We start from the raw sequence: 23884 nt of genomic DNA, 5'->3' as shown, positions 1-23884 counted from the left end.
CCTTTTGTTTAACTCAGCTCATCGCTATGGAACGACTGAACGCTTTTAATTAACGCCTCAATAAGCAGAGTTAAAGCCTTCGGCTGATATTTTCTTTCTTTGTACACTAAATACGCTTGGCGATCACCCCGATGGTACTCAGGGAGCACTTGAACCAGATTCATTACCGGATACACATGACGAAAAGGCAGCGAAGCGATACCCAGCCCCTTTTGCGCTGCCGCCGCGACAGCATGAATATCGTTCACAATAAACTTGGGTTTGATCGTCACCATCTGTTCCAGATGACCCGCTTTGTAGAGCGGCATATCAAACACATCATCAACGTTAATCCAGTCTTGATGTTCAAGATCCTCTGGTTTAACGATCGGTCCACGCGAATCTAAATAGGCTTGGCTTGCAAAAAAGCCATGTTTCGCTTTAAACAATGGTCGAGCGATCATGCCGTCCATGTCGGAAATTTGAAACGTGATCAACAAATCACGGTCGGTTTGAGGCACCACTTGTTGCTGGCTCAAAATCAGATTGAGCTGCACATTTGGATATTGAGTAAGGTATTGCTCGACAGTCGGGCGAAGAAAACCACTATAGAAATTATGAGGGACTGCGAGTTTAATCTTGCCTTGAATGGCATCACGTTCTTCAAGCAGGCTACTAAAACCTTGATGAAGAGACTCCATGCCACTACTCAGCGCTGCAAAGGCCGCCTCGCCATCTTTCGTCGCTACCAGTTCCCTACCCTTCTTTTCTAACAAGCGAATGCTCAAACGCTCTTCTAAAGCGGTTAATCGGCGTGACATAGTCGATACAGGCAGTTGAAGCCGCTTCGATGCCGACAGCAACGAGCCCTCTTCAACCACAGTACAAAACAGGAATAGATCGTCAATGTTTCCGAATATGGAATTCATACTTCTATTTATGCCTATTTTTCTCATTAATGGATAGTTGTAACCTTATCTCATCAGTTACAGAAAATCACGGGAGAAACATAGATGAGCAAAAAACAATTTTGGGTAACCGCGATTTTATCCTCACTCACCATGGCAACCATCATGTCTGGGTTAATTTCTGGCTATAAAATGGGATTCAGCCACGATTGGCCGCCAGTCTGGTTACAAAGCTTCTTTCTTGCTTGGCCGTGTGCCATTGTGCTGAACCTCACAGTACTCCCTTTGATTCGAAAGCTATCTGAGTGGATTTGTCGACCGCGCACGCTTTGCTAATCAGCGCTATATCAACGGGCTCTTTGTTGGCAAAAATACGGAACGATGATCAAGGCTTGATCAATACTCAAAGCATAAAAAAACCGAGCACTAGGCTCGGTTTTTTATTAACTATTGTAACTGTAAAAATTACAGCTCAGCGTTGTGGTATACCTGCTGAACGTCATCACAGTCATCAAGAAGGTCTAGGAACTTCTGGAACTTCTCAGAATCTTCTTCCGCTACTGGCGTCATAGTTTGAGGAACGAAAGTGATTTCCTCAACATCTAGAACTAGCTCAGGGAACGCGTTAGTTAGTGCAGTCTTAGTTTTGAAGAACTCAGTTGTTGGAGCGAATACAGTGATTACACCATCTTCTAGCTCAACATCTGTTACGTCTACATCGTCCATCATTAGTGTTTCTAGGATGATCTCGTCATCTTCACCTTTGAACTGGAATACAGCTTGGTGAGCGAACATGTGAGAAACAGAACCTTCAACACCGATTTTCGCGCCAGTTTTAACGAAACATTGGCGAACGTCTTGGAAAGTACGGTTGCCGTTGTCAGTTAGACAGTCAACGATTACGCTTGTGCCGCCAGGGCCAAAGCCTTCGTAACGAGCTGGTGCGTAGTCTTCACCACCGCCGCCGTTTGCTTTGTCGATCGCTTTGTCGATAACGTGTGCAGGAACTTGGTCTTTCTTCGCTTTAGCAATAAGGTGCTTAAGCGACAGGTTCATGTCTGGATCTGAACCACCATTCTTCGCACACATGTAAATTTCTTTACCGTATTTGGAATAAACTTTAATTTTTGCGCCAGCAGTTTTAGCCATTGAGGCTTTGCGCACTTCAAAACTTCTTCCCATCGGGATCTTCTCTCTGATTCAATTAACGGGGCAAATTCTAGCAAATTACTGTGTCATTTCAATTCTACAGCTTTGCTGAGCAAGGTTTGTCTGCGGTTATGCGACGCCCATTACTCGTTTGTATTTTTCTACAGACTGTTCAAACCACGCCTTTTCATCTGGGTCACCGAGCTTCATTGCTTCTTCAACAATGGCTTCTGGGCCACATTTAGCCTGCTTCAATTTCCATACTAGAAACGATGCCTGCTTATCCAGTTCGATTTTGTTTTTCTCGCTGGGTGGAAGGAGTGAAAGGTTGATAGACATTAGTCGCCTTCGTCTGTAATACACTTGGCCGAGAAATATATCATAGAGCAGCCTCATAAAACCAATACTATGAGTAGCAGAAAGGATTTATGAGACAAGAAACCAGGCAAGTCGCTGATGCAGGTCAAGCTAGTTTAAGAGAACTTATGCCCCTTGATGAGAAAGTATCACTTATTCGACTCACCAAATGAGCCGAATAATGAGGTATTCGAATCACAATGACTAGAGAAGTACTTCTCCAGCTCAGAAAGACTATTCACTCACTGCGAATGCATCGCAGCGTGAAGCACAGATGAAGTCATTTTTGTGGAGACCTTTGATTGAGTGACTCCACCAAGTGACGGTGACTTTACCCCACTCCAATAGGATAGAAGGATGATGGAACTCTTCTTCTGCCAACTCTGACACTTTATTGCTGAATGCCCATGCTTGTTTGTAGTTCTTAAACTTGTATACCTTTTCAAGCTGTGGGATGCCGTCTCTTTCGATGACTTGCCAATCAGACAACTCCAACAATAGCGACTGTTGTTCATCTTTAGTCAGGGCAATCGCATCGATACTGCAGGCTTCGCATTTTAATTCATTCAACATGTGTCGGTTCCTTGGGTTCAAAAAGTGGTGGTAGTAACCCCGCATCAATCGCGAGATCAGCTTGCTGTAACAGGTTTTCTTGGCTGATTTGAAATAGCTCAGCTAAGTCATTAATCACATAATATTTCGGTTGCATGATGTCGATGCGGTAAGGCGTTCTTAGCACCGTTTGTAAATCAAAACGCTCACGAACAGCCAAATCCCCTTCCAGCGCATAATTAGTTTCTGCTGGAGAAGAGAGAATGCCGCCGCCGTAGATTTTCAATCTATCGCCCTCTTTTACTAATCCGAACTCAACCGTAAACCAATACAAACGGGCAAGATAACCCCGCTGCTTAGACGTAGCCGCTTGACCCAGTTTTCCATAATGCTCAGTGAACGCAGCAAAATCAGGATTAGTGAGCATGGCACAGTGACCAAAAATCTCATGGAAAAAGTCAGGCTCTTGTAGGTAATCAAACTCGTCTCGCGTTCTCAGAAACGTCGCGACGGGAAACTTCTTATTCGCAAGCAGATCAAAAAAACGATCGAAATCTATCAAGGCGGGCACCGGCTCTACCTGCCAACCTGTTGTTTCTTTTAACACTTTGTTTATCTCAGGGAGTTGAGGAACTCTATCTAATGGCAGATCAAGCAGCGTTAATCCGTGTAAATAGGCTTCACAAGCGCGGTCATTAATGACGTCCAGTTGCCTTGTCACCAAGTCGTGCCAAATGGCGTCTTCTTCGAGGCTCCACTCAACCCATCCCTCTTGGCTCACGGGCTTAGAATGATATTGAGTCATTACGTACCTCCTTTCGAATGTCTCCCTTTAAGCCTATCTCCACTCCTTATAAGCGCCAATTTGCTCTATTTTTCCAAAACCCAGATCGTGTAACATTTTATTTACACAACCCCGCCATACCCTTATTTTGCTGATCTTTTGACTTTGTAAATCCTAAATACCAGACTGAAATCGTTAACTTTTTGTTAAAGGTAAAGGAATGCACAAAAGCAACAAGTCAGTTTGGCAGCCTAGCGATCAGCGTATCGCTAATGCCAACTTAACCCGATTTATCGACAGCCTTAATCTCTCTGAGTTAAACCCAAAGAGAGGCATACAAAGCTACGCCGAACTCCATCAATGGTCTGTGGATCAGCCGGAATCGTTTTGGCAAAACGTATGGCAGTTTTGTGGCGTGGTTGGCTCGCAAGGGGATGACGTCAAAACACAAGGTGAGAGCCGTTGGCAGCAGCCTAAATCGAATCGTGATGCAGTTTGGTTTCCGAATGCGCAAGTAAACTATGCCGAGAACTTGCTGCGCTTAGCGCAAACCATGCCTGCCCAGCACGCGATTTGGTTTGAGAATGAACGGGGTGAGCAGCAGAGTTACACATGGAAAGCCCTATGTGAAGCTGTCTCCAACGTTCAGCAATGGCTTGTTGATAGCGGTGTCGGGCAAGGTGATGTGGTTGCTGCATATACGCCCTACCTGCCACAAACCGTGATAGCCATGCTCGCGACCACCAGCTTGGGAGCAATTTGGACGTCAACCTCACCTGATTTTGGCGTTGAGAGTGTTATTGAGCGGTTTGGCCAAGTTAAACCCAAGGTGCTATTCACCTGCGATGGCTACACCTTCAATGGTAAAACATTTGATATGGCTGACAAGAACAGCGCCATCATTGAGCATCTCAGCGAGCTAAAACAAGTGTGTCAGATCGGCTATTCAAAAAAGAACGATTTTGAGCACGACGTGTCGCTGCAAAGCTGGCACAACATCATCAATCATTACCAGCCACAGCTTGTTCGATTTGTGCGAATCGGCTTCAATGAGCCGCTGTTTGTGCTCTACTCTTCTGGAACCACAGGTAAGCCAAAGTGCATAGTGCATTCTGTTGGTGGCACCATCATTAACCACCTAAAAGAGCATCAACTGCATAGCGATGTTAAGCCGAACGATCGCGTGTTCTACTACACCACCTGTGGTTGGATGATGTGGAACTGGCACGTCTCTGCGCTTGCCAGCGGTGCGTGTTTGGTGATCTTTGATGGCAGCCCAGTTTATCCGCAAACCAATGTGCTGTGGGACTTAGCACAGCGTGCCGATGTGTCGCTGTTTGGTACATCTGCCAAGTATTTAGAAGCGATTGAGAAGGCAGAGATCTCGCCTATCGACAGTCACTCTCTACCTCATTTAAGAACTCTGTGTTCAACGGGTTCTGTGCTTTACCCAGAGCAATTTGATTACGTTTACAAACACATCAAACAAGACCTGCATTTAGCATCCATTTCTGGCGGCACGGATATTTGCGGATGCTTTGTGTTAGGTAATCCTATCTCGCCAGTGTATCGCGGCGAGTGCCAACAGGCAGGGCTTGGCGTCGACATTAAGGTGTTCAATTCAACGGGCCATAAAGTCGATCAGGAACGTGGTGAACTGGTGTGCACGAATTCCCTCCCAAACTTCCCAGTTGGCTTCTGGAATGACACAGGAGAGCGCTATCACAGCACTTATTGGGACAGGTTCGAAAATGTATGGCACCACGGTGACGAGGTCGCACAGAGCGTGCATGGCGGTTATCTGTTCTACGGGCGAGGCGACACCACGCTCAACCCTGGAGGTGTGCGTATTGGTACTGCTGAGATCTACCAACAAGTGAACACCATTGAGGGCATCATAGATTCCATCGCCGTCGGTAAAGATGTCGAACGCAATGAGCAAATTTGGTTGTTCGTTCAACTGCAGCAAGGTGTGGTTCTAAATGAAACACTATTGGCCGCCATTAAGCACAAGCTCAAATCCTCTTGTTCACCTAGGCATGTACCAAGCCAAATTTTTACTATCAGCGACGTGCCAAAAACACGTTCAGGAAAACTGGTAGAGCTGGCAGTGAAACAGGTGGTAAATGGCAAACCCGTTGAGAACATCGGTGCAATAGCCAATGCGGATGTGCTCAATGAGATCAAGCGTGTGATTTCGCTTTAAGAACTTGAAAAAAAAAAGCCCTTCACGAGTGAACATCGTGGAGGGCTTTCTACTCTTAACAGCCATTGGGCTTAATCTGAGCTATACGTTCGCATCCGCCTGATTCTCTGGCATCGCATCAATAAACGCAGGCAACTGGTTACACGCTGCAACAATCGAGTTGATCAGCGGATAAGGCGACATATCCACATCAAAGCGTAGCGCATTGTAGACTTGCGGCACTAAGCAAATATCGACGATACAAGGTGAATCCGTGAGGCTATATACCGAGTCGCCGTGCACTTTTCTGTGCTTCGCCAGCTTCTCTTCTAAAGCATGGAAACCCTGGCTCATCCAATAATGAAGCCAATCCATTTTCGCTTCTTGTTCACACGACAATTCTCGCTCCAAATACTGCAACACGCGCAGGTTATTGAGAGGGTGAATTTCCATCGCAATATCCTGAGCCATCGCCAGCGCTTGGTAACGCAGTGGTGTTTGCTCAGGGATCAACAGGGTGTCTGGACTGCTCTCATACAAATAGCTTTCATCCAAGTATTGTAAAATTGTCAGCGACTGATTGAGTTGAACGTCACCATCCACCAGCACGGGCACTAATTCACTGGAATTGAGTTCGCGATATTGTGGATCGTGCTGCTCGCCGCCATTACGCACCAAATGCACCGATTTAGACTCATAGCTAAGTTGCTTTAGGTTCAACCCAATACGCACTCGATAGGCTGCGGAAGAGCGCCAATAACCATAGAGTGTGATCTTCTTGTTCATAAAGAGCCCTTGTCCATACTATTCATCTCTATCGCTTTGCTCTTGTCGCTATCACTAGCGTGGTCGATATTGACTGACTTTTTGGTCAATCGCGCCAAAGATCGAGTCACCAGCGGCATCGAACATCTCTAGACGAATCGAATCACCAAACGACATGAATTGAGTCGACGGCTTACCATCACGAATCGTCTCTATCATGCGTACTTCAGCAATGCACGAGTAGCCCACACCGCCTTCCGCAATCGAGGTACCGTGATCAGTGCCTTGCTTGTTCGATACCGTGCCAGAGCCAATGATCGCACCAGCCGACAGTGGACGAGTCTTCGCAGCATGGACAATCAGCTCCGCGAAATTGAAGGTCATGTCGACACCGGCATTCGGGCAACCAAAAGGCGTGTCGTTGTAAGTTGAAGTCAGTGGCAGGTGCACCTTGCTCCCTTTCCACTGTTCACCCAGCTCATCAGGCGTAACGGCAACCGGAGAAAACGCTGAAGAGGGCTTAGACTGGAAGAAACCAAAGCCCTTGGCGAGCTCAGCCGGAATCAAACCACGCAGCGACACATCATTCACCAACATTAGCAGACGAATCGAATCATGCGCCTGCTTGGCACTGGCCCCCATCGGCACATCTCCGGTGACAACGGCGACTTCACCCTCGAAATCGATACCCCATTCGTCACTGGCAAATTCGATATTGTCTCGCGGACCAATAAACGCATCTGAGCCGCCTTGATACATAAGCGGATCAACCCAGAAGCTTTCTGGCATTTCAGCACCACGAGCCTTACGCACCAGCTCAACGTGGTTTACATACGCGCTGCCATCTGCCCATTGATAAGCGCGTGGCAGAGGCGATTCACAATATTGAGGTGCAAACACTTCACTGCCTGTCACATGGCCAGTATTGAGTGAGTTGTATAACTCCTCTAACTGAGATGCAACACTGTCCCAGTTATCCAAGGCGACTTGCATAGTTGGCGTCAGATGCATCGCGTGGAAAATTTCCGTCGCTGGCACACACTGTTTGAGATCTCTACTCACGACCATCAATAGACCGTCGCGAGTACCATTTTTCTTGGTTGCTAATTTCATCCTTGTTGCCCCTTACTTCTCTTGCCAACTGTAGACATATTCTTTGTTCTCAACGCTATCGAGTTCGTCAGAGAACTGCAGCGCGTGGCGTGTATCGATCATCACCGCCACTTCGTCGGTAAACTTTTTCTTATACGCTTGCCCAGCCTTAAAAGCTTTCGGGTGAGGCCCATGAGTGAAGCCCGCAGGATGGAAGGTCACCATACCCGCTTCAATGTTATCGCGGCTAAAGAAGTCACCTGCGTGATAGAAAAGCACTTCATCGTAGTCGTCATTGTTGTGATAGAACGGCACTTTCAGCGCACCGGGATCGCTCTCAATCGGTCGTGGTACAAAGGTGCACACCACAAAGCCTGCCCCAACAAAGGTAGTATGTGCAGACGGTGGCAAGTGGTAGCGATGTGACATCAGCGGTCTGATATCTCGCCAATTCACTTTCACTACCGCCAAGTCACCATGCCAGCCAATTGCGTCTAAAGGATTGAATGGATAAGTGATCACACTGACTTTGTCGTGGCGTTTCACCTGCACTTGGGTTTGCTCTTCTGAATACTGAGCGCGGAATTGATCATTAATCGATGGGATTTCAAGAACCGCAGGATCAAACACCGCATGATTACCAACCATGCCTTTTTCTGGCAATGAGTAAGCCGCGTCGGTGTTCTCAATCATCAGGATGAACATTGGTTCGTTTGGCTCCAAGCGCCAATTGGTTGAGCGCGGGATCATCACGTAATCCCCTTCATTCACCTCTAAATGACCATAGTCGCAATAGAGATCAGCGCTGCCTTGGTGAATGAACAGTAGCTCATCGCCATCGGAGTTACGTACCAAGAAATCCATCTTCTCATCCATGCGCCATACGCGAATTTTGCAGTCCGCGTTGTGCAAAAGATGAGGCACAGCCCAAGGGGTTATCTGACTGGCTTTTTCCACCAGCGTAAAATCAAAAGCGCGAGGGCGTAAGTCGCCCTCCCACTCAGACCAACCTGTCGGCGCATGTTGGTGATGAAAGTGAGCCGCAGGGCCGAAGAAACCACTTCGGCCCGCCTCTCGCTCATAGATAGCCTCTTCGGGGAAATCAGCATGCGCTTGTTTAGAGCACACCCCCTCCCGATGAGGAAACGAGATCCATTTATGCATCGTCTAATACTCCTCGACGAATCTGGTCCTCTTCAATCGATTCAAACAGCGCCTTGAAGTTGCCTTCACCAAAACCTTCGTTGCCTTTACGCTGAATGATTTCAAAGAACACAGGCCCGATTACCGTCTGTGTGAAAATTTGCAGCAAGATGCCGTCTTTCGTCGGTGCACCATCAATCAAAACGCGTAGGTCGCGTAGCAGGTCGGTATCTTCCCCGTGGCCTTTAACGCGCTCGTCAACTTTCTCATAGTAAGTATCTGGCGTTGGCATAAAGTCCATACCGCGATCACGTAGGGTTTTCACTGTTTTGTAGATGTCATCCGTAGCGAGTGCAATGTGTTGAATGCCTTCACCGTTGTATTCGCGGATGAACTCTTCAATTTGTGATTTGTCGTCTGAAGACTCATTGATAGGGATGCGTATTTTGCCACATGGGGAAGTCATTGCGCGGCTCACAAGGCCTGTCAGCTTACCTTCGATATCAAAGTAACGAATCTCGCGGAAGTTACCGATACGCTCATAAAAACCAGACCACAGGTCCATATTGCCTTGTTTCACGTTGTGCGTAAGGTGATCGATCTCGTAGAGGCCTACATCAGCTTTTGCCATGCGCTCTTCCGCATCGTCATAGAATCGGAAATCAACATCATAGATGCTCTGCTTGCCGTAACGGTCTACGAAATAAAGCAAACTTTCACCAATGCCATAAATGGCAGGAATGCTCAGCTCCATTGGCCCGATTTCTGTTTTGTACTCTTCACCACCACCGTTAGACGCCTGCGTCATTGCCGTGGTTGCATCGTTAACACGAAACGCCATGCCACACACCGATGGGCCGTGAACTTTAGCGAACGCTTCAGCTTGGCTGTGTGGTTGTTCATTGACAATAAAGTTGATGTCACCTTGTCGATAAAGCCAAGCCTCTTTTGAACGGTGCTTAGCAATCTCGGCAAAACCAAGTGACACAAACAGCGCTTTAAGTTGCTCAATTCCCTTGTGGTCGACAGCTGTGTATTCAACAAACTCAAATCCATCCGTACCAAGCGGGTTGTATGACTCCACCATGAACTTTCTCCTTGTACCTATCGGTCTTGTGTTACGTTTTTTATGAAATGGTTGTGTGTTTTTTGTCCTTAATTAAATTTGGCCCACAAGCCGACAGATTGGAATGGATGAAGAGAAATGGACAATCACGCTAAAAACCCGTCAATTTGTAAAATATTTGTTACACACAAACTCTAAACACAAGAAAGTGAGCGCTATCAAGGGATTGAAAGATGGTGGTTTGATTTACAGGTAAGCAAGAGATGTTATTGAATTGTTACATACAAGCTTTTGTGAGCTAAGGTGATAAGTCGAACATTAGACTGATGAGGAAAAAAGCCGCTGTAGTCAGCGGCTTGATAAGTTCTAAAACGAAGAGAATTCGAATTTAAAGATTCACTTTAATCCCAGTTTAGAATCGACCAATTCGGTTGATCGGCCAGTGCTTTCAAACGCGGGCATGGGTTCACTAAATACGCAAAGTCAGCGTGGTCACACAAAGGTAAGTCGTTGATTGAATCGGTATAAAAGTGAATGTCTGAATAGTTAGTTTCTTGATTGTCTAACCACTCTTTCAAACGGGTGACTTTACCTTCTCGGTAGCTCGGCACGCCTAATATTTGAGAAGTAAAACGTCCTTGATTTTCGACCAAATCGATACCGAGTGCGTTCTCGATACCAATCTTGCGACCGACCGCTTCTACTAGGAAAGTGACGCTGGCTGAGATGATCAACATGTCGATATCGTCACGCTCCAGCTGCTCTATCAATGGTTTCGACTGTTTGAACTGCTTAGGTAAAATATGCTGCTCAACACACTCTTCAACCAAAGCGCTGACTTGCTCAGTTGGCATGTCAGCCAGTGGCTCCATAGCGAACGTGAGGTAGTCTTCCATGTTCAGCTGACCTTCCGAATACAAGCCCATTAAGCGCTGGTCTTCTTCAATAAAGTTCGGCGCTGTAGCAATGCCCTTTTCAACCAAGAATTCATTCCAGAGCATCGCTGCATCGGCATTGATCAACGTTTCGTCCATATCAAATACATACAAAGGTTTGAACATCTTAGGCTCTCACTGGTTGAATTTCGTTAAGGTTAAACAGGAGTTCAAGTTGGCTGCCATTTGCTAACAGTCGTTCAGAAGAACGGTTAAGCAGGTCGACCGTCAGCTCACACTCGTCGACATCCACTTGGTAGCGAATCACATTGCCCAACAGTTGGTGGTTACGAATAGTGCCGGTTTTCGGCGCAGAGATGTGTTCACCATATTGTCGACCTTGCTCTTTAACGTAGATAGATTCAGGTCGAATCGCCACCTTCCACTCGGTTTCAATATTAAACAGCTGCTTAGCCTTGTTCGCTTGTACCAAGTTGTAGTGCCCCATGAATCCTGCCACAAACTCATTAGCTGGTTGAGTGTAGATCTCTTCGGGTGTGCCGGCTTGGACGATCTCGCCTTTATTCATCAGGAAGATACGGTCAGACATGATCATCGCTTCTTCTTGATCATGAGTCACGAAGATCGTGGTCAGATTCATTTCTTTTTGAATGTCTCGGATCTGTTGGCGCAGATGTTTACGAATCTTCGCATCCAGCGCTGAAAGTGGTTCATCAAGCAATAGAATACGCGGCTTGACCACCAAGGCTCTAGCCAATGCTACACGCTGACGCTGACCACCTGATAATTGATGCGGGTAGAACTTCTCTTTGCCCGATAAGTCCACCAGCCCAATCACTTTCGCGACTTCGTGCTTGATTTCGTCAGCAGCCAGCTTTTTCATTTTAAGGCCAAACGCAATGTTGCCCTCAACCGTCATGTTCGGGAACAGAGCATAAGATTGAAACACCATGCCGATGCCACGCTCTTGCGGCACTTGGTGAGTAATCTCTTCTCCATTCACCCAAATCTCGCCACCATCGACCGGATTCAAGCCTGCCAAGCTACGCAGTAGCGTTGATTTACCACAGCCACTTGGACCAAGCAGCGTGATGAATTCCCCCTTCTCGATGGAGAATTCAATGTCTTCAAATACTGTGTTGTCACCAAAACGCTTGGTCAGGTTTTTCGCATTTACGTAGCTCATTATTTGGTTCCTTGGCTGAAACGACTTGCCAACCAAGTCAGTAAGAAAATAAACAGGAAGTACGTCATCACAAGGGCTGACGTGAAGTGACCGCTGGTTTGACGCATGTTGTATAGGTAGATTTGCAGTGTCTCGTAACGTGTACCAACCAAGATATTGGCAAACACGAATTCGCCTAGTAGGAACGAGAACGACAAGAACAGTGACGCCATTAAGCCTTTTTTAAGGTTTGGCAAAATAATCAACAAAAACGCCTTAGTGGTGCTTGCACCGAGCAGGTGAGCCGCGTCCATCAAGTCGTGCAAGTTGATTGCTTCAAAGCTGTTGGCAATCGCGCGATACATGAATGGCAACGCGATGGTGAAGTAAGTACCAATCAAAATCCACGGCGTGCCTATCAAAGCAATTTCGCTATCGGCATACAGCTGAAGCAAACCTACCGACGACACCACTGGCGGCACTGCGAACGGCAATAAGATCATGATATTCATGACCTTGTCGAGTTTCGGGAAATAGTAAAACACCACAAAAATCGCAGGCAGAATCAACACCACACTCAATGATAATGCTGCTATACAAATAAACAGTGAACGGCCAAAGGCTTGTAAGAAGCGAGGATCCGTCAGCAGGTTGATGTACCAATCCAAAGTAAAGCCATCAGGCAGGATCGTGGCGCCCCAACGCGACGAGATCGAGTAGATGAAGGTCGCTAAGATCGGGATCATCATGATGCCAACGATCGAATAGACCACAGTTTTATGAAAGTGAGTATTTGCGGTGTTCATTACTTTCTCTTCCCTGCGTAGCTTTTGCTGATCAGCCATTGGTTAATCACGGTGATGAACGCAAGCATCGCCATCAAAATCACGGAAATTGCCGCAGCTAGATTAGGTTCTAGGAACAAATCGCCCGATACCAAGCTCGCGATTCGAATCGTAATCACGTTGTAGTTACCCGAGGTTAACGCGTACACGCTCGCATAGGCGCCAATCGCATTAGCAATCAAGATGATGAAGGTGCCAAATAAAGCTGGAGACAGCACAGGAAGCGCAACTTTGGTCCAGTATTGCCAGGTTTTCGCACCAAGCAGTGCTGAGGCGGCTTGCCAGTCGTCGCTAAGGGCATCAAACGCTGGATACAGCAACAACACCGCCAATGGGATCTGGAAGTAGACATAAATCGCCAGCAAGCCCCACTTGCCGTACAAGTCGAAGTCTCCCAACAATCCGTACTGCTTGAGCAATAAGGTGATTGCACCGTTGGTGCCTAAGATGATGATGAAGGCGAACGACAGGGGCACCCCCGAGAAGTTGCTGCTCATGTTGGTGAAGGCGATCACCGCGTCGCGGATTTTAGAGTCGACACGGCGCAATGAAGAGACGAGCAGAGTCGCAATCGCCAAACCAAAGATACTCGACCAAACCGACAGCCATAAACTGTTGCCAAAGGCCTGCACCATGAAGGCAGAGTCGAATACTTCAGAGTAGTTTTCTAAGGAAAGCTCATCATCGTAGAAGAAGCTGTTGATCAGCACCCAAACCATAGGAGCCAGTTGGAACAAGTAGAAAAACAGGGCGAAAGGCGCAAGCCACAAAGCGGGCTTGAAGCGTTTGAACCAAGATTTGGTTTGAGGTTTAAGGACAGAGCCATCGCTCTGAGTGATTACAGAACTGCTCATAGGGCCAACAATTCCTGAGTGTAAGATTTATCGTGTTCAAGGTTGAGTAGCTGACACACACTGCCGCAGATGTCAGTCTGTTTTACTGAACAGGCTTGGTGTGTGAACTTATCGCCAATCACAAAGAATGGCACTTCACGCTCTTCAGGAAGAATGCCACCGTGTGATAAGTCATTGTTCATGCCGTGGTCACTGGTGATGATCACCTGATAACCATCGTCCACCCATTTCTCAAGGTAGTTCGACAGGTAGATATCCGCGCCACGTGCACTATTACGGTATTGGCGAGAGTCCAACCCGTGCTTGTGACCCATGTCGTCAATGTTCATTGGGTGAATCAGCAAGAAGTCCGGCTGATGGGTTACACGCAAATGCTCAGCATCCAAGAACAAGGCTTCATCTGGGTAGTGGTCCCAATGGTAGAAACAGCCATGTTGAATGTTCATGGTTTCGTCGTTGGTAAAGCGATCACGCACCGCATCAAATGGCGCTCGGTTATACAGCTCACTCACCCAGTGATAGGCTGCGGCAGCTGTTACTTTGCCCTGTAACTTGGCCAAGCTAAAAATAGATTCGTGATTCGATAAACGCACAATTTGATTGTTAACGATGCCACTCTCAACGGGGCGAACTCCGGTTAAGATGCATTCATACAGTGGACGTGACATGGACGGCAGCTCACACTGCATTGGGTAAAGTGTGGCGCGAAGCTTGTGTTTTGGCGTGCTCACATTTAGCGAGTCGCCTTGTTTTTTCTGAAGATCACTCAGTTCTAGAAGACCGTTCAGGTAGCCCATGCAATCACGGGCTACCTGATAATTAAGTCCATCTAGAACAACAAGGATAACCTTATTGCTCATGGTCTATTCTCTGTTGCTTGTTTTGAATATGGATTACTGCTGGTGAATCAAGACGCTTTCTTGCCATTGGCGCGGCAGACGACGTGCTGATTTTTCCCATGCTGAGAAGTCAGTGACTGGATGAACGTTGCTGTATTGCTCGTTCGAGATCAGCTTGTCTTGTACTGATTGAGGTAGCGTCACGTTGCTACGGATTGGGCGCGCGTAACCTTCTGCTAGGTTGATCTGGCCTTGGTCACTGAAGATGTATTCACGAGCCAGCTTTGCGGCATTCGGGTTCTTCGCGTATTTGTTGATGATGGTGGTGTAACCAGAGATCACTGAACCATCTTGTGGAATATTTACAGTAAAGCGCTCACGGTCAATCTTGTCGCGGTAGTTTAGTGCGTTGAAATCCCACATGATCGCGACTTCCACTTCACCTTTTTCAAGGTTCGCAATGCTTGGATCTGTGTAAGATAGACGGCCTTGCTTCGCTAGTTCACCAAAGAATTTGATCGCCGGTTTTAGGTTCGACTCGTCACCGCCATTCGCAAATGCCGCCGCTAGAATCGCGTTGTTAGCTTGTGCTGCTACACCTACGTCACCAACAGTAACTTTGTAATCGCCTTCGAGTAGGTCACTCCAAGATTTTGGGGCGTCTTTGACAAGATTGTTGTTTGAGATGAACGAGATAGTGCCCGTATAAGCCAGAGCCCAGTGACCATCTTTGTCTTTCGCCCAGTCCGGAATATCATTCCAAGTACTTGGCTTGTATGGCTGAGTCACGTCTTTCTTCACCGCAACACGTGCAAAGGCGAAGCCAACGTCACCAATATCTGCGGTTGCATTTCTTTTCTCTGCTTCAAATTTCGAGATCTCTTGTGCTGAGCTCATGTCAGTATCCTGATGCTTCAAACCGTAGTTCGCTTTCAGATCAGCCCATGTGCCTTTCCAGTTTGCCCAACTGTCTGGCATGCCCACACTGTAAACCGCACCCTCTTTTTGAGCGGCTTCAATCAGTGACTCAAGATCAGCATCCTTCGCCATCGCTGGCATTGAAAGTGTTGCCGTTATTAGCGTTGCGCCTAACAGTTTTGCAGGTAAATCTCTCAGTTTGGCTGGCGATACAGTTGAACGGCTAAGCAAAGTTTTCATTGTCTCTATCCCTCTGGACTAGGTCAGTAAGTTCGTTTTGTATGCTATCGCCAGAGTGTGACGCTTTCGCGCAACTTATTTGACAGTTAGGGTGCATTTTCGTGGCAGTTATATTTCACTCATATGACAGTAAGCCTTTGTTTACTGTCACATTCCTGTTAACTGCATGGTTTACCTTATTGAGCACACGAACTTATGGACTAGATCAGTAATGAGAACATTGGCAACAGCGCAATCAGGGACACAGCTAGGTAGAATTAAGGCGAGCATTAGAGAACAACTTCAATCGGGTATCTTCACCGAGGGGCAAAAACTGCCATCCGAACGAGAGCTCAGCGAACTGTTTTCCACCACACGAATCACACTCAAAGATGCATTGGTGTCGTTAGAAACTGAAGGTCTGATATACAGAGAGGAGCGCCGAGGCTGGTATGTGTCACCCGAACGTATTCGCTACAACCCACTGTCTCGTTCTCACTTTCATCAAATGATTCGCGAACAAGACCGTATCGCAGAAACACGGCTACTGAGCACTCGCACAGAGATGGCGGCAGGCGATTACGCCAAAGCATTAGAGATAGAACAGATAACGCCAATACACGTGATCGAGCGATTACGCTTTATTGATGGCAGGGCGGTACTGTTCGTTGAAAACGTATTGAAAGCGCCCCTGTTTGAAAAAATATTGTCGGAAAACCTCACCATGTCGCTGACAGGCATTTATAGAGAGAAGTATGGCTATGAGACCAAACGTTCGCGCTTTGATGTCATTCCCACTTCAGCCCCAGCCTATGTCGCTAAGGCGCTAAATTTGGCTGAGGGTCAGCCAGTGCTGAAGATCTGCCGTGTGAACTACAAACAAGATGGCGAGCTAATGGACTGCGAATTGGAATACTGGCGACCAGACTCAGTAGTGATCCACATTGATAGCATTGGCTAGTGCCGCATCCGTTGAAAGAATAACCCCACATATACAAAAACTCCGACTGATTAGGTCGGAGTTTTGGGTTCTAACGATGAGATTTAATGGCGCGCGGACTAAACAATCTTCTGCTCACTTTCGCCTGTTAGTTCGCTTTTATCAGACAAAAAACTCGCGACAATCTCTCTCAATTTACCTTGGTTCACGGGTTTAGGTAAAAACTCATCCATACCCACATCAAAACATAAATGCTTATCTCTCTGCACTACATTAGCTGTCAGCGCCACAATAGGAATATGTTTCGACGTCCCTTCTTCGAGTGCTCTAATTTGTTTTGTCGCTTCAAAACCATCGAGCACTGGCATCTGACAATCCATGAAGATCATCTGATATTCGTTGTGCTTAAACTTATCGACTCCGACTTTACCGTTGTCGGCAATATCCACTTCAAAACCAAGCTTCTTGAGCATCATCTTAGCAACTTGTTGGTTAACTCTAGAGTCTTCAACCACCAGTACTTTACCGCTAAATAACGAGGTTTCAGTTTGAGGCTTAGACTCTTCAGCCTTAACGCTCTCTTTCGCCACCACCGCTGGTTTAGTGGTTGGTACAGGCTCATTGTCCTTGAACGCGACTTCACCGCGGTTTGGATAGGTGAAGGTCGAGGTGTCCGCCGATCTCGCTAATACCTCACTGATGGTCCACTTAAGCTGGTTATCTTGATACGGGCGAGCAATGTAGGCAATAAAACCCACTTGTTTGGCATGCATTTCGTCTTGCTTCCGAGGGTCGGCAGAGATCATAACTAGCTTAGGGCAGGCTTTGCCGAAACGCTCTATCAGGTTTCTTGCAAGCTGGAACCCGTCGATAGAAGGCATCACTTTGTCAATCAACACTAAGTCGTAAGGCGAAGCGTTTTCGACAGACTCTGAAACGAGCTCTAGCGCTTGGGTTGCGGTTTCACAGCATGTAGAGGACACACCAAAAGACTGTAGCTGTGTCGAGGTGATACGCATGTTAAGTTGGCTATCATCTACCAGCAACACCGAGACTTTATTGAAATCGATATTACTCTCGTCTATCTCCAAACACGGATCAAAGTCAGCCACAAAGTAAAAGGTACTCCCCTTCCCTTCGATACTGGTTAGCTCAAGCTTGCTGCCCATTAAGGTCACGATCTTATCGCATATGGTCAGACCCAACCCTGTACCGCCGTAAATGCGTGTGGTACTGCCGTCAGCCTGCTGAAACTTATCAAATACCGATTTTTGTTTGTCTTCCGCGATACCAATACCACTGTCGGCAACTTCAAATCGAACTCTCAACTTCTGCTCAGGTTCGATCACTTTTTCTAAACGAAGAGAAAGCGTCACATGACCTCGCTCGGTAAATTTAATGGCATTACCCACTAAATTATTTAGCACTTGTCTGAGCTGCGTTCCATCACCAATCACCATGGTTGGAATCTTAGGATCTATTGCTAGTTGGAAGCGAAGCCCTTTTTGCTCAGCTTTAACTCTGAACGTCGACTCAACATCAGCCGCAATACCCATCATTTTCATCGGCTCTTGTTGAAGCTCTAAACGTCCCGCTTCAATTTTCGAATAATCCAAGATGTCATTGATAAGGTCTAGTAGGGTAAGTGAAGAGGTATTGAGCATGTTGACATACTCTTTTTGCTCTTTCGGCATATCCATTTCAGATAGTAGAGACGAAAGTCCGATGATTCCGTTCATTGGAGTTCGGATCTCGTGGCTCATGTTAGCCAAAAATTCACTCTTATTTCGGTTGGCAACCTCAGCCGTCTCTTTGGCTTTAATCAACTCTTGATATTGTTGACGAATACGTTCAATCGATTGGTTATAGCTGTTTTCCAACGTCGATATTTCGTCTTTGTAGGTAGAATCAGTTGGGGTTATAAAGCGCGGTTTGTTGTCTTCAACTTGCTGCTCGTTAATCTGTGATGACATGGTCATTAAACGTTTTACGACCAAGCGATACACGATGACCAAACACACTAATGACAATAGAAAGATTTTCACGGCTTCGAAAGCGAGTAGCAACAGCACTCGCTCTTCAAAGTCATTGAGGATCATACTTAAATCGGACTGCACCGTGAGGGTTGCCAACGGGAAGTCTTTCCCTCCCATCTGATACACCATTTCCCATGACTGAGAGTATGACTGCCCAGTCGCTGGGCGGCCTAGCTCTAGAATTTTTTCATCGGGGCTTTCAATGAGAAGGTAACTGACCGAGGGAAGACGAGAGATACCTTCCGCTTGCACAAACAGCTGAGCCCGATCTTCAACCCAAAGGCTCGAAGTTAAACCGGAAAGGTAGCCTGCTTTGACCTGTTCGATCTGAGAACTGATAAAAGAAACTCGATTTTGGTACTCCACATATAACCCAAGACCTGTCACTATGACTGTGAATAAGGTACTGATTGCAATGATGGCCCCGATCAACTGTCGAGAGAGTCCAATATAGCGTTTTCCTTTTTTCACCATACAAAAATTACCATTGTTGTTATCTTAGCAAACTACAATTACTCAACTAGTATAATAGTAGTCATTCATCAAATAACTAGGGAAGGTTATGAAAAAACATCTTATCGTTGCATCCATAGTCAGTTTGTTTTCAAGCAGTTATGCTTTTTCAAGCGAGCCTCTTCACTACTACATTATTGCGAGCCAAGCGCAACCTTTTCAGATCGAAACTGACGGGTCATCTCACACTGGAATCGTATCTGATATTGTGGAAGCAGTATTTGATGACAGCCAGTACGAGATTAATTACCACACCTACCCTTTTAATCGAATGATCGACAAGCTAGATGCGAGGGAGAACCCAAATTGGGTCACTTACGGTAGCCCTAGCTGGGGAAACATCCAATCAGCCAACCTATCTGAAGAGCCAATTTACAATGTAAAACACGTATTGCTGAGTAGCGGTAAAAAGCCATTCGAGTTCAATACCATTGATGATCTGGACGGAAAGGCCGTGGTGTTGCTGGTGGGGTTTGAGTATCCAAACTTAGAGCCATACATCCAGCAAGGTAAGCTCAACGAGATCCGAGTAAAAGATTACACAGCTGCGTTCCGCGTACTTAATCGTGCACCCGGTGATACCGTATTTGTAGAGATGGAATCACGAATCAAATACAACCTAAATGAACAGAAACTCAATATCGATGATTACCAAATGCAGGACTTCGGTTCAGTCATCAATAACTACCCAATTCATTTGGCTTTCGACCCAGAAATGGATCCCAAGCTCGAGACTTTTATTAACCAACGTTTAGACCAAATGAAAGACGATGGACAACTCGACGACATCGTAAAAAGATACCTATAGGATTCGATTAAACGTATCGCTCGGCAACGCACTCTAGCGACTTCGGATACCGGAACTATAGAAATACAAAAGGCCGCTCTGCATTTAGCGTACAAGCTAACCAGAGCGGCCTTTTTTAATGTGTACTTAATATGATGTGATCAAATGCAGTTGCTGGCTACGAAGTTGTTGGCGTACTGCCATCAAAATTTTTCCTAAGTGATTCTCACCGGTGCCGTCTCCTCCATCTCCCCAAAAATGGTCTTTATGAGAGTGCTCTTTGATCACCGAATCGCCCGTGCTCGTTAAAAACAGAGCAAACTGCGGGTTCTGTGTGAATTTCTCAGTCACAATGAATCGCATCACCTCTACACGAATATCGTACCAGTCCTCTCGAACCTGGTCTTCGTATTGGCGGCTCAAAGCGAATGCTTCAGCGGGAGTGTTCGCTTCAAGAATGATGTTTCTCAGCGACGGTGAAGAAAACTTCATCGCCTGATAATAATGCTCACTTGTAGCCCAAACTTGATCATCGATTTTGATAGGGCAAGCTGCGAAATTAGAAAGGTATCCGTTCGGATCTTCTGGTTCATAAAACAACACTTCTTCAGCTTGAGCCACAGAATTGGACATAGCCTTCTCCTCACCAACGTCATCGCATAATTTTGCTGTGACTTTAAAACTAGTGGCGTTGCATATTGCTGTCAAACAACTTAGTTCAAGAGTATGCCGTCAGCCTGTTTTTGGACGAAAAGTAGAGACCACTGAGAAAGTTTGTGTGAGTGAGCTTTGAGCCTAGAAGGTAAGATTGCAGATGGGAATCGAGTGAGAAATGAGTAAAGTGCTTATAAATCAAAGGGTGGCACTGAGCCACCCTCTTAAATGCAATCGGGGATATTAGTGAATCAGACCCAGCTCCCTCGCTTCTTCCAGACTCAAACCGCTTTCTCTAATTTCTCTTAGCGCCTCGATACGACGACGAGCTTCAGCGGACTTCATTTTCTTTTCTGGTTTGAAAGATACTTCTTCTTCAGCATCCCACTTGTTTGCAATGTTTGTCATTTCATCATGGTTGATAGAATTAATGGACATGTTTTCCTCCGAAAAGCACCATGTAATGGACAGGTAATCTGTAGCAAATGCTATTTCGCTTGTTAAGAAATTCTGCACTGAAATGTGATGATTCCGACGCTTCATAAAGCTAATTAATAAATGGCTCATTTAAACTTTGCCAAAGCCATTTTCTGCAATTACATTTAAAAGATTCCCCATAAGAAATGTGGTTTGATCCAACTCTCACTTTCCTCCCTTAGTTTTCGCGTTTCCCACTGAAAATTCCTGAAATACCCCAAGATAAATTTCGAGTCACTTCATTGTTTTTGTGCTGATCGCTTTCACTAAATCCAACACATGTTAATGATAATAGTTATCAATATCATAACTGAGTATCTATCATGTCTATGGAAAATCCGGATACACCTCTTCTAGAAGTGAAGAATCTATGTGTCGACTACATCACCGATGACGGAGACTTCAACGCGGTAAAGTCCGTCAGCTTTAGCATAGGACAGGGAGAAATCTTTGGCCTGGCTGGCGAGTCAGGTTGTGGCAAAAGCACCATCGCATTTGCTATTAACCGACTTCACAAGCCGCCCGCATTCATCTCCGGCGGTCAAATACTTTTTGACGGGCAAGACCTGCTGAGACTATCTGACAGCCAGCTTAATACATTACGCTGGAGTGAGATCGCCATGGTGTTCCAGAGTGCCATGAACTCACTCAACCCAGTGTTAACCATTGAAGAACAGTTTGCCGATGTGTTACGCCACCACAAAGGAATGAGTGATGAACAAGCCAAGGACCGCGCAGAAAAGCTGCTCGACTTAGTGAATATTCCTCGCCATCGCCTGACCGAATATCCTCATCAATTTAGTGGCGGTATGCGTCAACGATTAGTGATTGCGATTGCTCTCGCACTCAATCCCAAACTGATCATCATGGATGAGCCAACTACGGCTCTAGATGTCGTCGTTCAACGAGAAATATTGCAACAGATACACCAACTCAGAGAAGAGTTCGGCTTCTCAATCCTCTTTATCACCCACGATTTAGCCCTGATGAGCCAGCTGTGTGACCGCATTGCCATTATGCGTCATGGCAAGATAGTTGAAGTCAATCAAGCCTACGAAATTCGTAATAACCCTCAGCACTCCTACACCCAAAAGCTGTGGAGTTCATTCCCTAATATTCACGAACATGCTCACGCCACAGCGTGCTAGGAGCCTCAATGTCACAACCAATTATGCAAGTAAAAAACCTCGTTAAAGAGTTCACCGTTGGTGGCGGATTTGGCAAAGAGGAGATATTTAGAGCCCTGCATGGCGTGAGTTTTGATTTATACCCAGGAAGAACGCTAGCACTCGTTGGCGAATCAGGCTGCGGAAAAAGTACCTGTGCGAGGCTAATGACCAAGGTTTACCCACCGACAGAGGGCGAGATCCTGTTCAATGGCAAAGACATCTCAACCCTCAACAGCCGCAAAGACATCTTGGACTACCGCAGCAGAGTGCAAATGGTGTTCCAAGACCCGTTTGGCTCGCTGAATCCAACACATACTATAGAGCACCATTTAACACGCCCTCTAAAGATTCATAAGCAAGTCGCCAACAAACAAGCGCTAGCAGAGCGCCTGGAAGAGTTATTAACGCTGGTGGAGTTACCCATTGAAACACTGGCTAAGTACCCTCACGAGCTAAGTGGGGGCCAAAGACAAAGGGTTAACCTAGCAAGAGCACTGGCTGTTGGCGCTGAGGTTATTCTTGCCGACGAACCTACCTCCATGTTGGATGTTTCGATTCGACTTGGTGTGCTCAACCTCATGCAACGGATGAAGAAAGAACTCGGGATTGGCTTTTTGTACATAACCCATGATCTAGCGACCGCACATTACATCGCAGAAGAGACAGCAGTTATGTACAAAGGACAGATCGTCGAATGGGGATCCACTCAGTCGATCTTGACCAATCCTCAACACCCATACACCAAGCTATTGATCTCTGCGGTGCCAGATCCTGATCTGCCATTTGGCGAACTCGTTAAAAATGAACCAAACTATTCAATAGACGCTGATCGTATTCGAGAACAAAGCAGTGAAATACAGCATAACGTTAAGCAAGTTGCTGATAATCACTTTGTAAAACAATGGGATAATGTTGCATGAATGAACTAGACACTTGGTTAGAGCGGATCGGAGATTGGTACAAAGCCCGAAAGCATGATCAAGTGGAACGGTTAGAACCTTTGATCTTAACGCCTCCAGATGCACTCTGGGGGCCGTTGATCACGGATGAACAAAGCAAAGGTATCGCATGTTGGTTAGATGGCTGCCTGAGAATCTTTACCTTCTATCGACAGCCGAACCAAAATGCACACCATCAAGAAAAGGCTTACCAATACCTAATGTTTGCTTACGGCAAGCTGCAAGCGGTGTCTTGTGACCCCAAGGCAGAGCCAGACTTGCAAGAGTGGTGTACTCAACGAGTTCAGCATCTATGTGTGCTGGCTCTCGAGTTTGCCAATCAACAGCAGGAACCGCGCTGGCAAGCAGAGTCAGAGAAATTGATCGAGTCGCACGTCCGCTTCATGGCGAGCCATCCCCGAAACGATGATCAAGGTAATGTAAAACATCAGATTCACTGATTGCTGCTCACTTGATCCAAAGTCTCCCCTAAGAAACTTCCATTGCTGCCAACGAGCCAGATCCATGAAAGCATGATCTAACCTTGATCATGCTTCGGGAGGAAACGCATTAAACTATTGATTTTTAATGGCTAGTCGAATTTTAGACAAAAAAAAGCGAGTCCCTTGGGGAACTCGCAAAAATCTATTCAGT

At 46.3% G+C, this 23884-nt stretch carries 25 protein-coding genes; 7 read left to right on the top strand and 18 right to left on the bottom strand.

The genetic code is table 11. The features are described 5' to 3' along the window. Window positions 1-8 precede the first annotated feature (8 nt). Window positions 9-908 carry a LysR family transcriptional regulator gene (locus tag L0991_19325; protein ID XGB64181.1) on the bottom strand — a complete coding sequence of 300 codons (900 nt, stop codon included), beginning with the start codon at window positions 906-908 and terminating at the stop codon, window positions 9-11. 84 nt (window positions 909-992) lie between these two features. Between L0991_19325 and L0991_19320 the strand changes: the two genes are divergently transcribed. Further along, a complete protein-coding gene (locus L0991_19320; protein ID XGB64180.1) occupies window positions 993-1223 on the top strand; it encodes a DUF2798 domain-containing protein in 231 nt (76 codons plus the stop codon). 129 nt (window positions 1224-1352) lie between these two features. Here L0991_19320 and L0991_19315 read toward each other — a convergent pair whose 3' ends face one another. From L0991_19315 to phhA, 4 genes are all read right to left on the bottom strand, one after another. After that, window positions 1353-2069: a YebC/PmpR family DNA-binding transcriptional regulator gene (locus L0991_19315; protein ID XGB64179.1), complete on the bottom strand. Its 717-nt coding sequence runs from the start codon at window positions 2067-2069 to the stop codon at window positions 1353-1355. A gap of 96 nt (window positions 2070-2165) precedes the next feature. Continuing rightward, window positions 2166-2375 carry a DUF3283 family protein gene (locus L0991_19310; GenBank protein ID XGB64178.1) on the bottom strand — a complete coding sequence of 70 codons (210 nt, stop codon included), beginning with the start codon at window positions 2373-2375 and terminating at the stop codon, window positions 2166-2168. Between the two features lie 252 nt (window positions 2376-2627). Beyond that, entirely contained in the window at window positions 2628-2966 is a 339-nt protein-coding gene (locus L0991_19305) for a 4a-hydroxytetrahydrobiopterin dehydratase (GenBank protein XGB64177.1), read from the bottom strand. Further along, complete coding sequence (gene phhA / locus L0991_19300) at window positions 2956-3750, bottom strand: phenylalanine 4-monooxygenase (GenBank protein XGB64176.1); 795 nt, start codon at window positions 3748-3750, stop codon at window positions 2956-2958. Before phhA ends, L0991_19305 begins: the two co-directional genes overlap by 11 nt. A 199-nt stretch (window positions 3751-3949) precedes the next feature. On the opposite strand from phhA, the gene L0991_19295 reads away from it, so the two are divergent. Continuing rightward, a complete protein-coding gene (locus L0991_19295; GenBank protein ID XGB64175.1) occupies window positions 3950-5935 on the top strand; it encodes an acetoacetate--CoA ligase in 1986 nt (661 codons plus the stop codon). An 81-nt stretch (window positions 5936-6016) separates the two neighbouring features. Here L0991_19295 and maiA read toward each other — a convergent pair whose 3' ends face one another. The 10 genes from maiA to L0991_19245 form a co-directional block, all read right to left on the bottom strand. Further along, window positions 6017-6700 carry a maleylacetoacetate isomerase gene (gene maiA, locus L0991_19290; GenBank protein XGB64174.1) on the bottom strand — a complete coding sequence of 228 codons (684 nt, stop codon included), beginning with the start codon at window positions 6698-6700 and terminating at the stop codon, window positions 6017-6019. 54 nt (window positions 6701-6754) lie between these two features. Beyond that, window positions 6755-7792: a fumarylacetoacetate hydrolase family protein gene (locus L0991_19285; GenBank protein XGB64173.1), complete on the bottom strand. Its 1038-nt coding sequence runs from the start codon at window positions 7790-7792 to the stop codon at window positions 6755-6757. Window positions 7793-7804: 12 nt separating this feature from the next. Next, window positions 7805-8935, bottom strand: a complete 1131-nt coding sequence (locus tag L0991_19280; protein ID XGB64172.1) for a homogentisate 1,2-dioxygenase — start codon at window positions 8933-8935, stop codon at window positions 7805-7807. Beyond that, window positions 8928-10001, bottom strand: coding sequence for a 4-hydroxyphenylpyruvate dioxygenase (gene hppD / locus L0991_19275; GenBank protein XGB64171.1), 1074 nt, complete (start codon window positions 9999-10001; stop codon window positions 8928-8930). Before hppD ends, L0991_19280 begins: the two co-directional genes overlap by 8 nt. 380 nt (window positions 10002-10381) lie before the next feature. Continuing rightward, on the bottom strand, window positions 10382-11041 hold the full coding sequence (locus tag L0991_19270) for an HAD-IB family hydrolase (GenBank protein XGB64170.1): 660 nt from the start codon (window positions 11039-11041) through the stop codon (window positions 10382-10384). 1 nt (window position 11042) lies between these two features. Next, window positions 11043-12062: an ABC transporter ATP-binding protein gene (locus L0991_19265; GenBank protein XGB64169.1), complete on the bottom strand. Its 1020-nt coding sequence runs from the start codon at window positions 12060-12062 to the stop codon at window positions 11043-11045. Then, window positions 12062-12847, bottom strand: coding sequence for an ABC transporter permease (locus L0991_19260; GenBank protein XGB64168.1), 786 nt, complete (start codon window positions 12845-12847; stop codon window positions 12062-12064). Before L0991_19260 ends, L0991_19265 begins: the two co-directional genes overlap by 1 nt. Next, window positions 12847-13740, bottom strand: coding sequence for an ABC transporter permease subunit (locus tag L0991_19255; GenBank protein ID XGB64167.1), 894 nt, complete (start codon window positions 13738-13740; stop codon window positions 12847-12849). The genes L0991_19260 and L0991_19255 overlap by 1 nt, the downstream gene beginning before the upstream one ends. After that, complete coding sequence (locus tag L0991_19250) at window positions 13737-14600, bottom strand: alkaline phosphatase family protein (GenBank protein XGB64166.1); 864 nt, start codon at window positions 14598-14600, stop codon at window positions 13737-13739. The genes L0991_19255 and L0991_19250 overlap by 4 nt, the downstream gene beginning before the upstream one ends. Before the next feature lie 33 nt (window positions 14601-14633). Then, window positions 14634-15737 (bottom strand): ABC transporter substrate-binding protein, encoded by a 1104-nt coding sequence (locus tag L0991_19245; GenBank protein ID XGB64165.1) that lies wholly within the window; start codon window positions 15735-15737, stop codon window positions 14634-14636. A 211-nt stretch (window positions 15738-15948) separates the two neighbouring features. Between L0991_19245 and L0991_19240 the strand changes: the two genes are divergently transcribed. Further along, window positions 15949-16677: a UTRA domain-containing protein gene (locus L0991_19240; GenBank protein XGB64164.1), complete on the top strand. Its 729-nt coding sequence runs from the start codon at window positions 15949-15951 to the stop codon at window positions 16675-16677. A gap of 98 nt (window positions 16678-16775) precedes the next feature. On the opposite strand, the gene L0991_19235 is transcribed toward L0991_19240, so the two are convergent. Beyond that, the gene (locus L0991_19235; GenBank protein ID XGB64163.1) at window positions 16776-19166 is read right to left on the bottom strand and encodes a response regulator; all 2391 of its coding nucleotides are present in this window, start codon (window positions 19164-19166) and stop codon (window positions 16776-16778) included. Window positions 19167-19254: 88 nt separating this feature from the next. Between L0991_19235 and L0991_19230 the strand changes: the two genes are divergently transcribed. Further along, the gene (locus L0991_19230) at window positions 19255-20013 is read left to right on the top strand and encodes a transporter substrate-binding domain-containing protein (GenBank protein ID XGB64162.1); all 759 of its coding nucleotides are present in this window, start codon (window positions 19255-19257) and stop codon (window positions 20011-20013) included. 126 nt (window positions 20014-20139) lie between these two features. On the opposite strand, the gene L0991_19225 is transcribed toward L0991_19230, so the two are convergent. Beyond that, window positions 20140-20700: an NADAR family protein gene (locus tag L0991_19225; protein ID XGB64161.1), complete on the bottom strand. Its 561-nt coding sequence runs from the start codon at window positions 20698-20700 to the stop codon at window positions 20140-20142. 189 nt (window positions 20701-20889) lie between these two features. Next, window positions 20890-21084, bottom strand: a complete 195-nt coding sequence (locus tag L0991_19220; protein XGB64160.1) for a hypothetical protein — start codon at window positions 21082-21084, stop codon at window positions 20890-20892. A 362-nt stretch (window positions 21085-21446) separates the two neighbouring features. On the opposite strand from L0991_19220, the gene L0991_19215 reads away from it, so the two are divergent. The 3 genes from L0991_19215 to L0991_19205 are packed head-to-tail and all read left to right on the top strand — an operon-like array spanning window position 21447 to window position 23691. Next, on the top strand, window positions 21447-22271 hold the full coding sequence (locus tag L0991_19215) for an ABC transporter ATP-binding protein (protein ID XGB64159.1): 825 nt from the start codon (window positions 21447-21449) through the stop codon (window positions 22269-22271). Window positions 22272-22279: 8 nt separating this feature from the next. Then, a complete protein-coding gene (locus tag L0991_19210; protein ID XGB64158.1) occupies window positions 22280-23212 on the top strand; it encodes an ATP-binding cassette domain-containing protein in 933 nt (310 codons plus the stop codon). Next, window positions 23209-23691, top strand: coding sequence for a transcriptional regulator (locus L0991_19205; GenBank protein XGB64157.1), 483 nt, complete (start codon window positions 23209-23211; stop codon window positions 23689-23691). The genes L0991_19210 and L0991_19205 overlap by 4 nt, the downstream gene beginning before the upstream one ends. Window positions 23692-23884: the final 193 nt, after the last annotated feature.

It is taken from the genome of Vibrio chagasii, from assembly GCA_041879415.1.
GTDB lineage: Bacteria > Pseudomonadota > Gammaproteobacteria > Enterobacterales > Vibrionaceae > Vibrio.
Note: the sequence above shows the minus strand (reverse complement) of the source record. Positions and strands in the feature narration are given on the sequence as shown.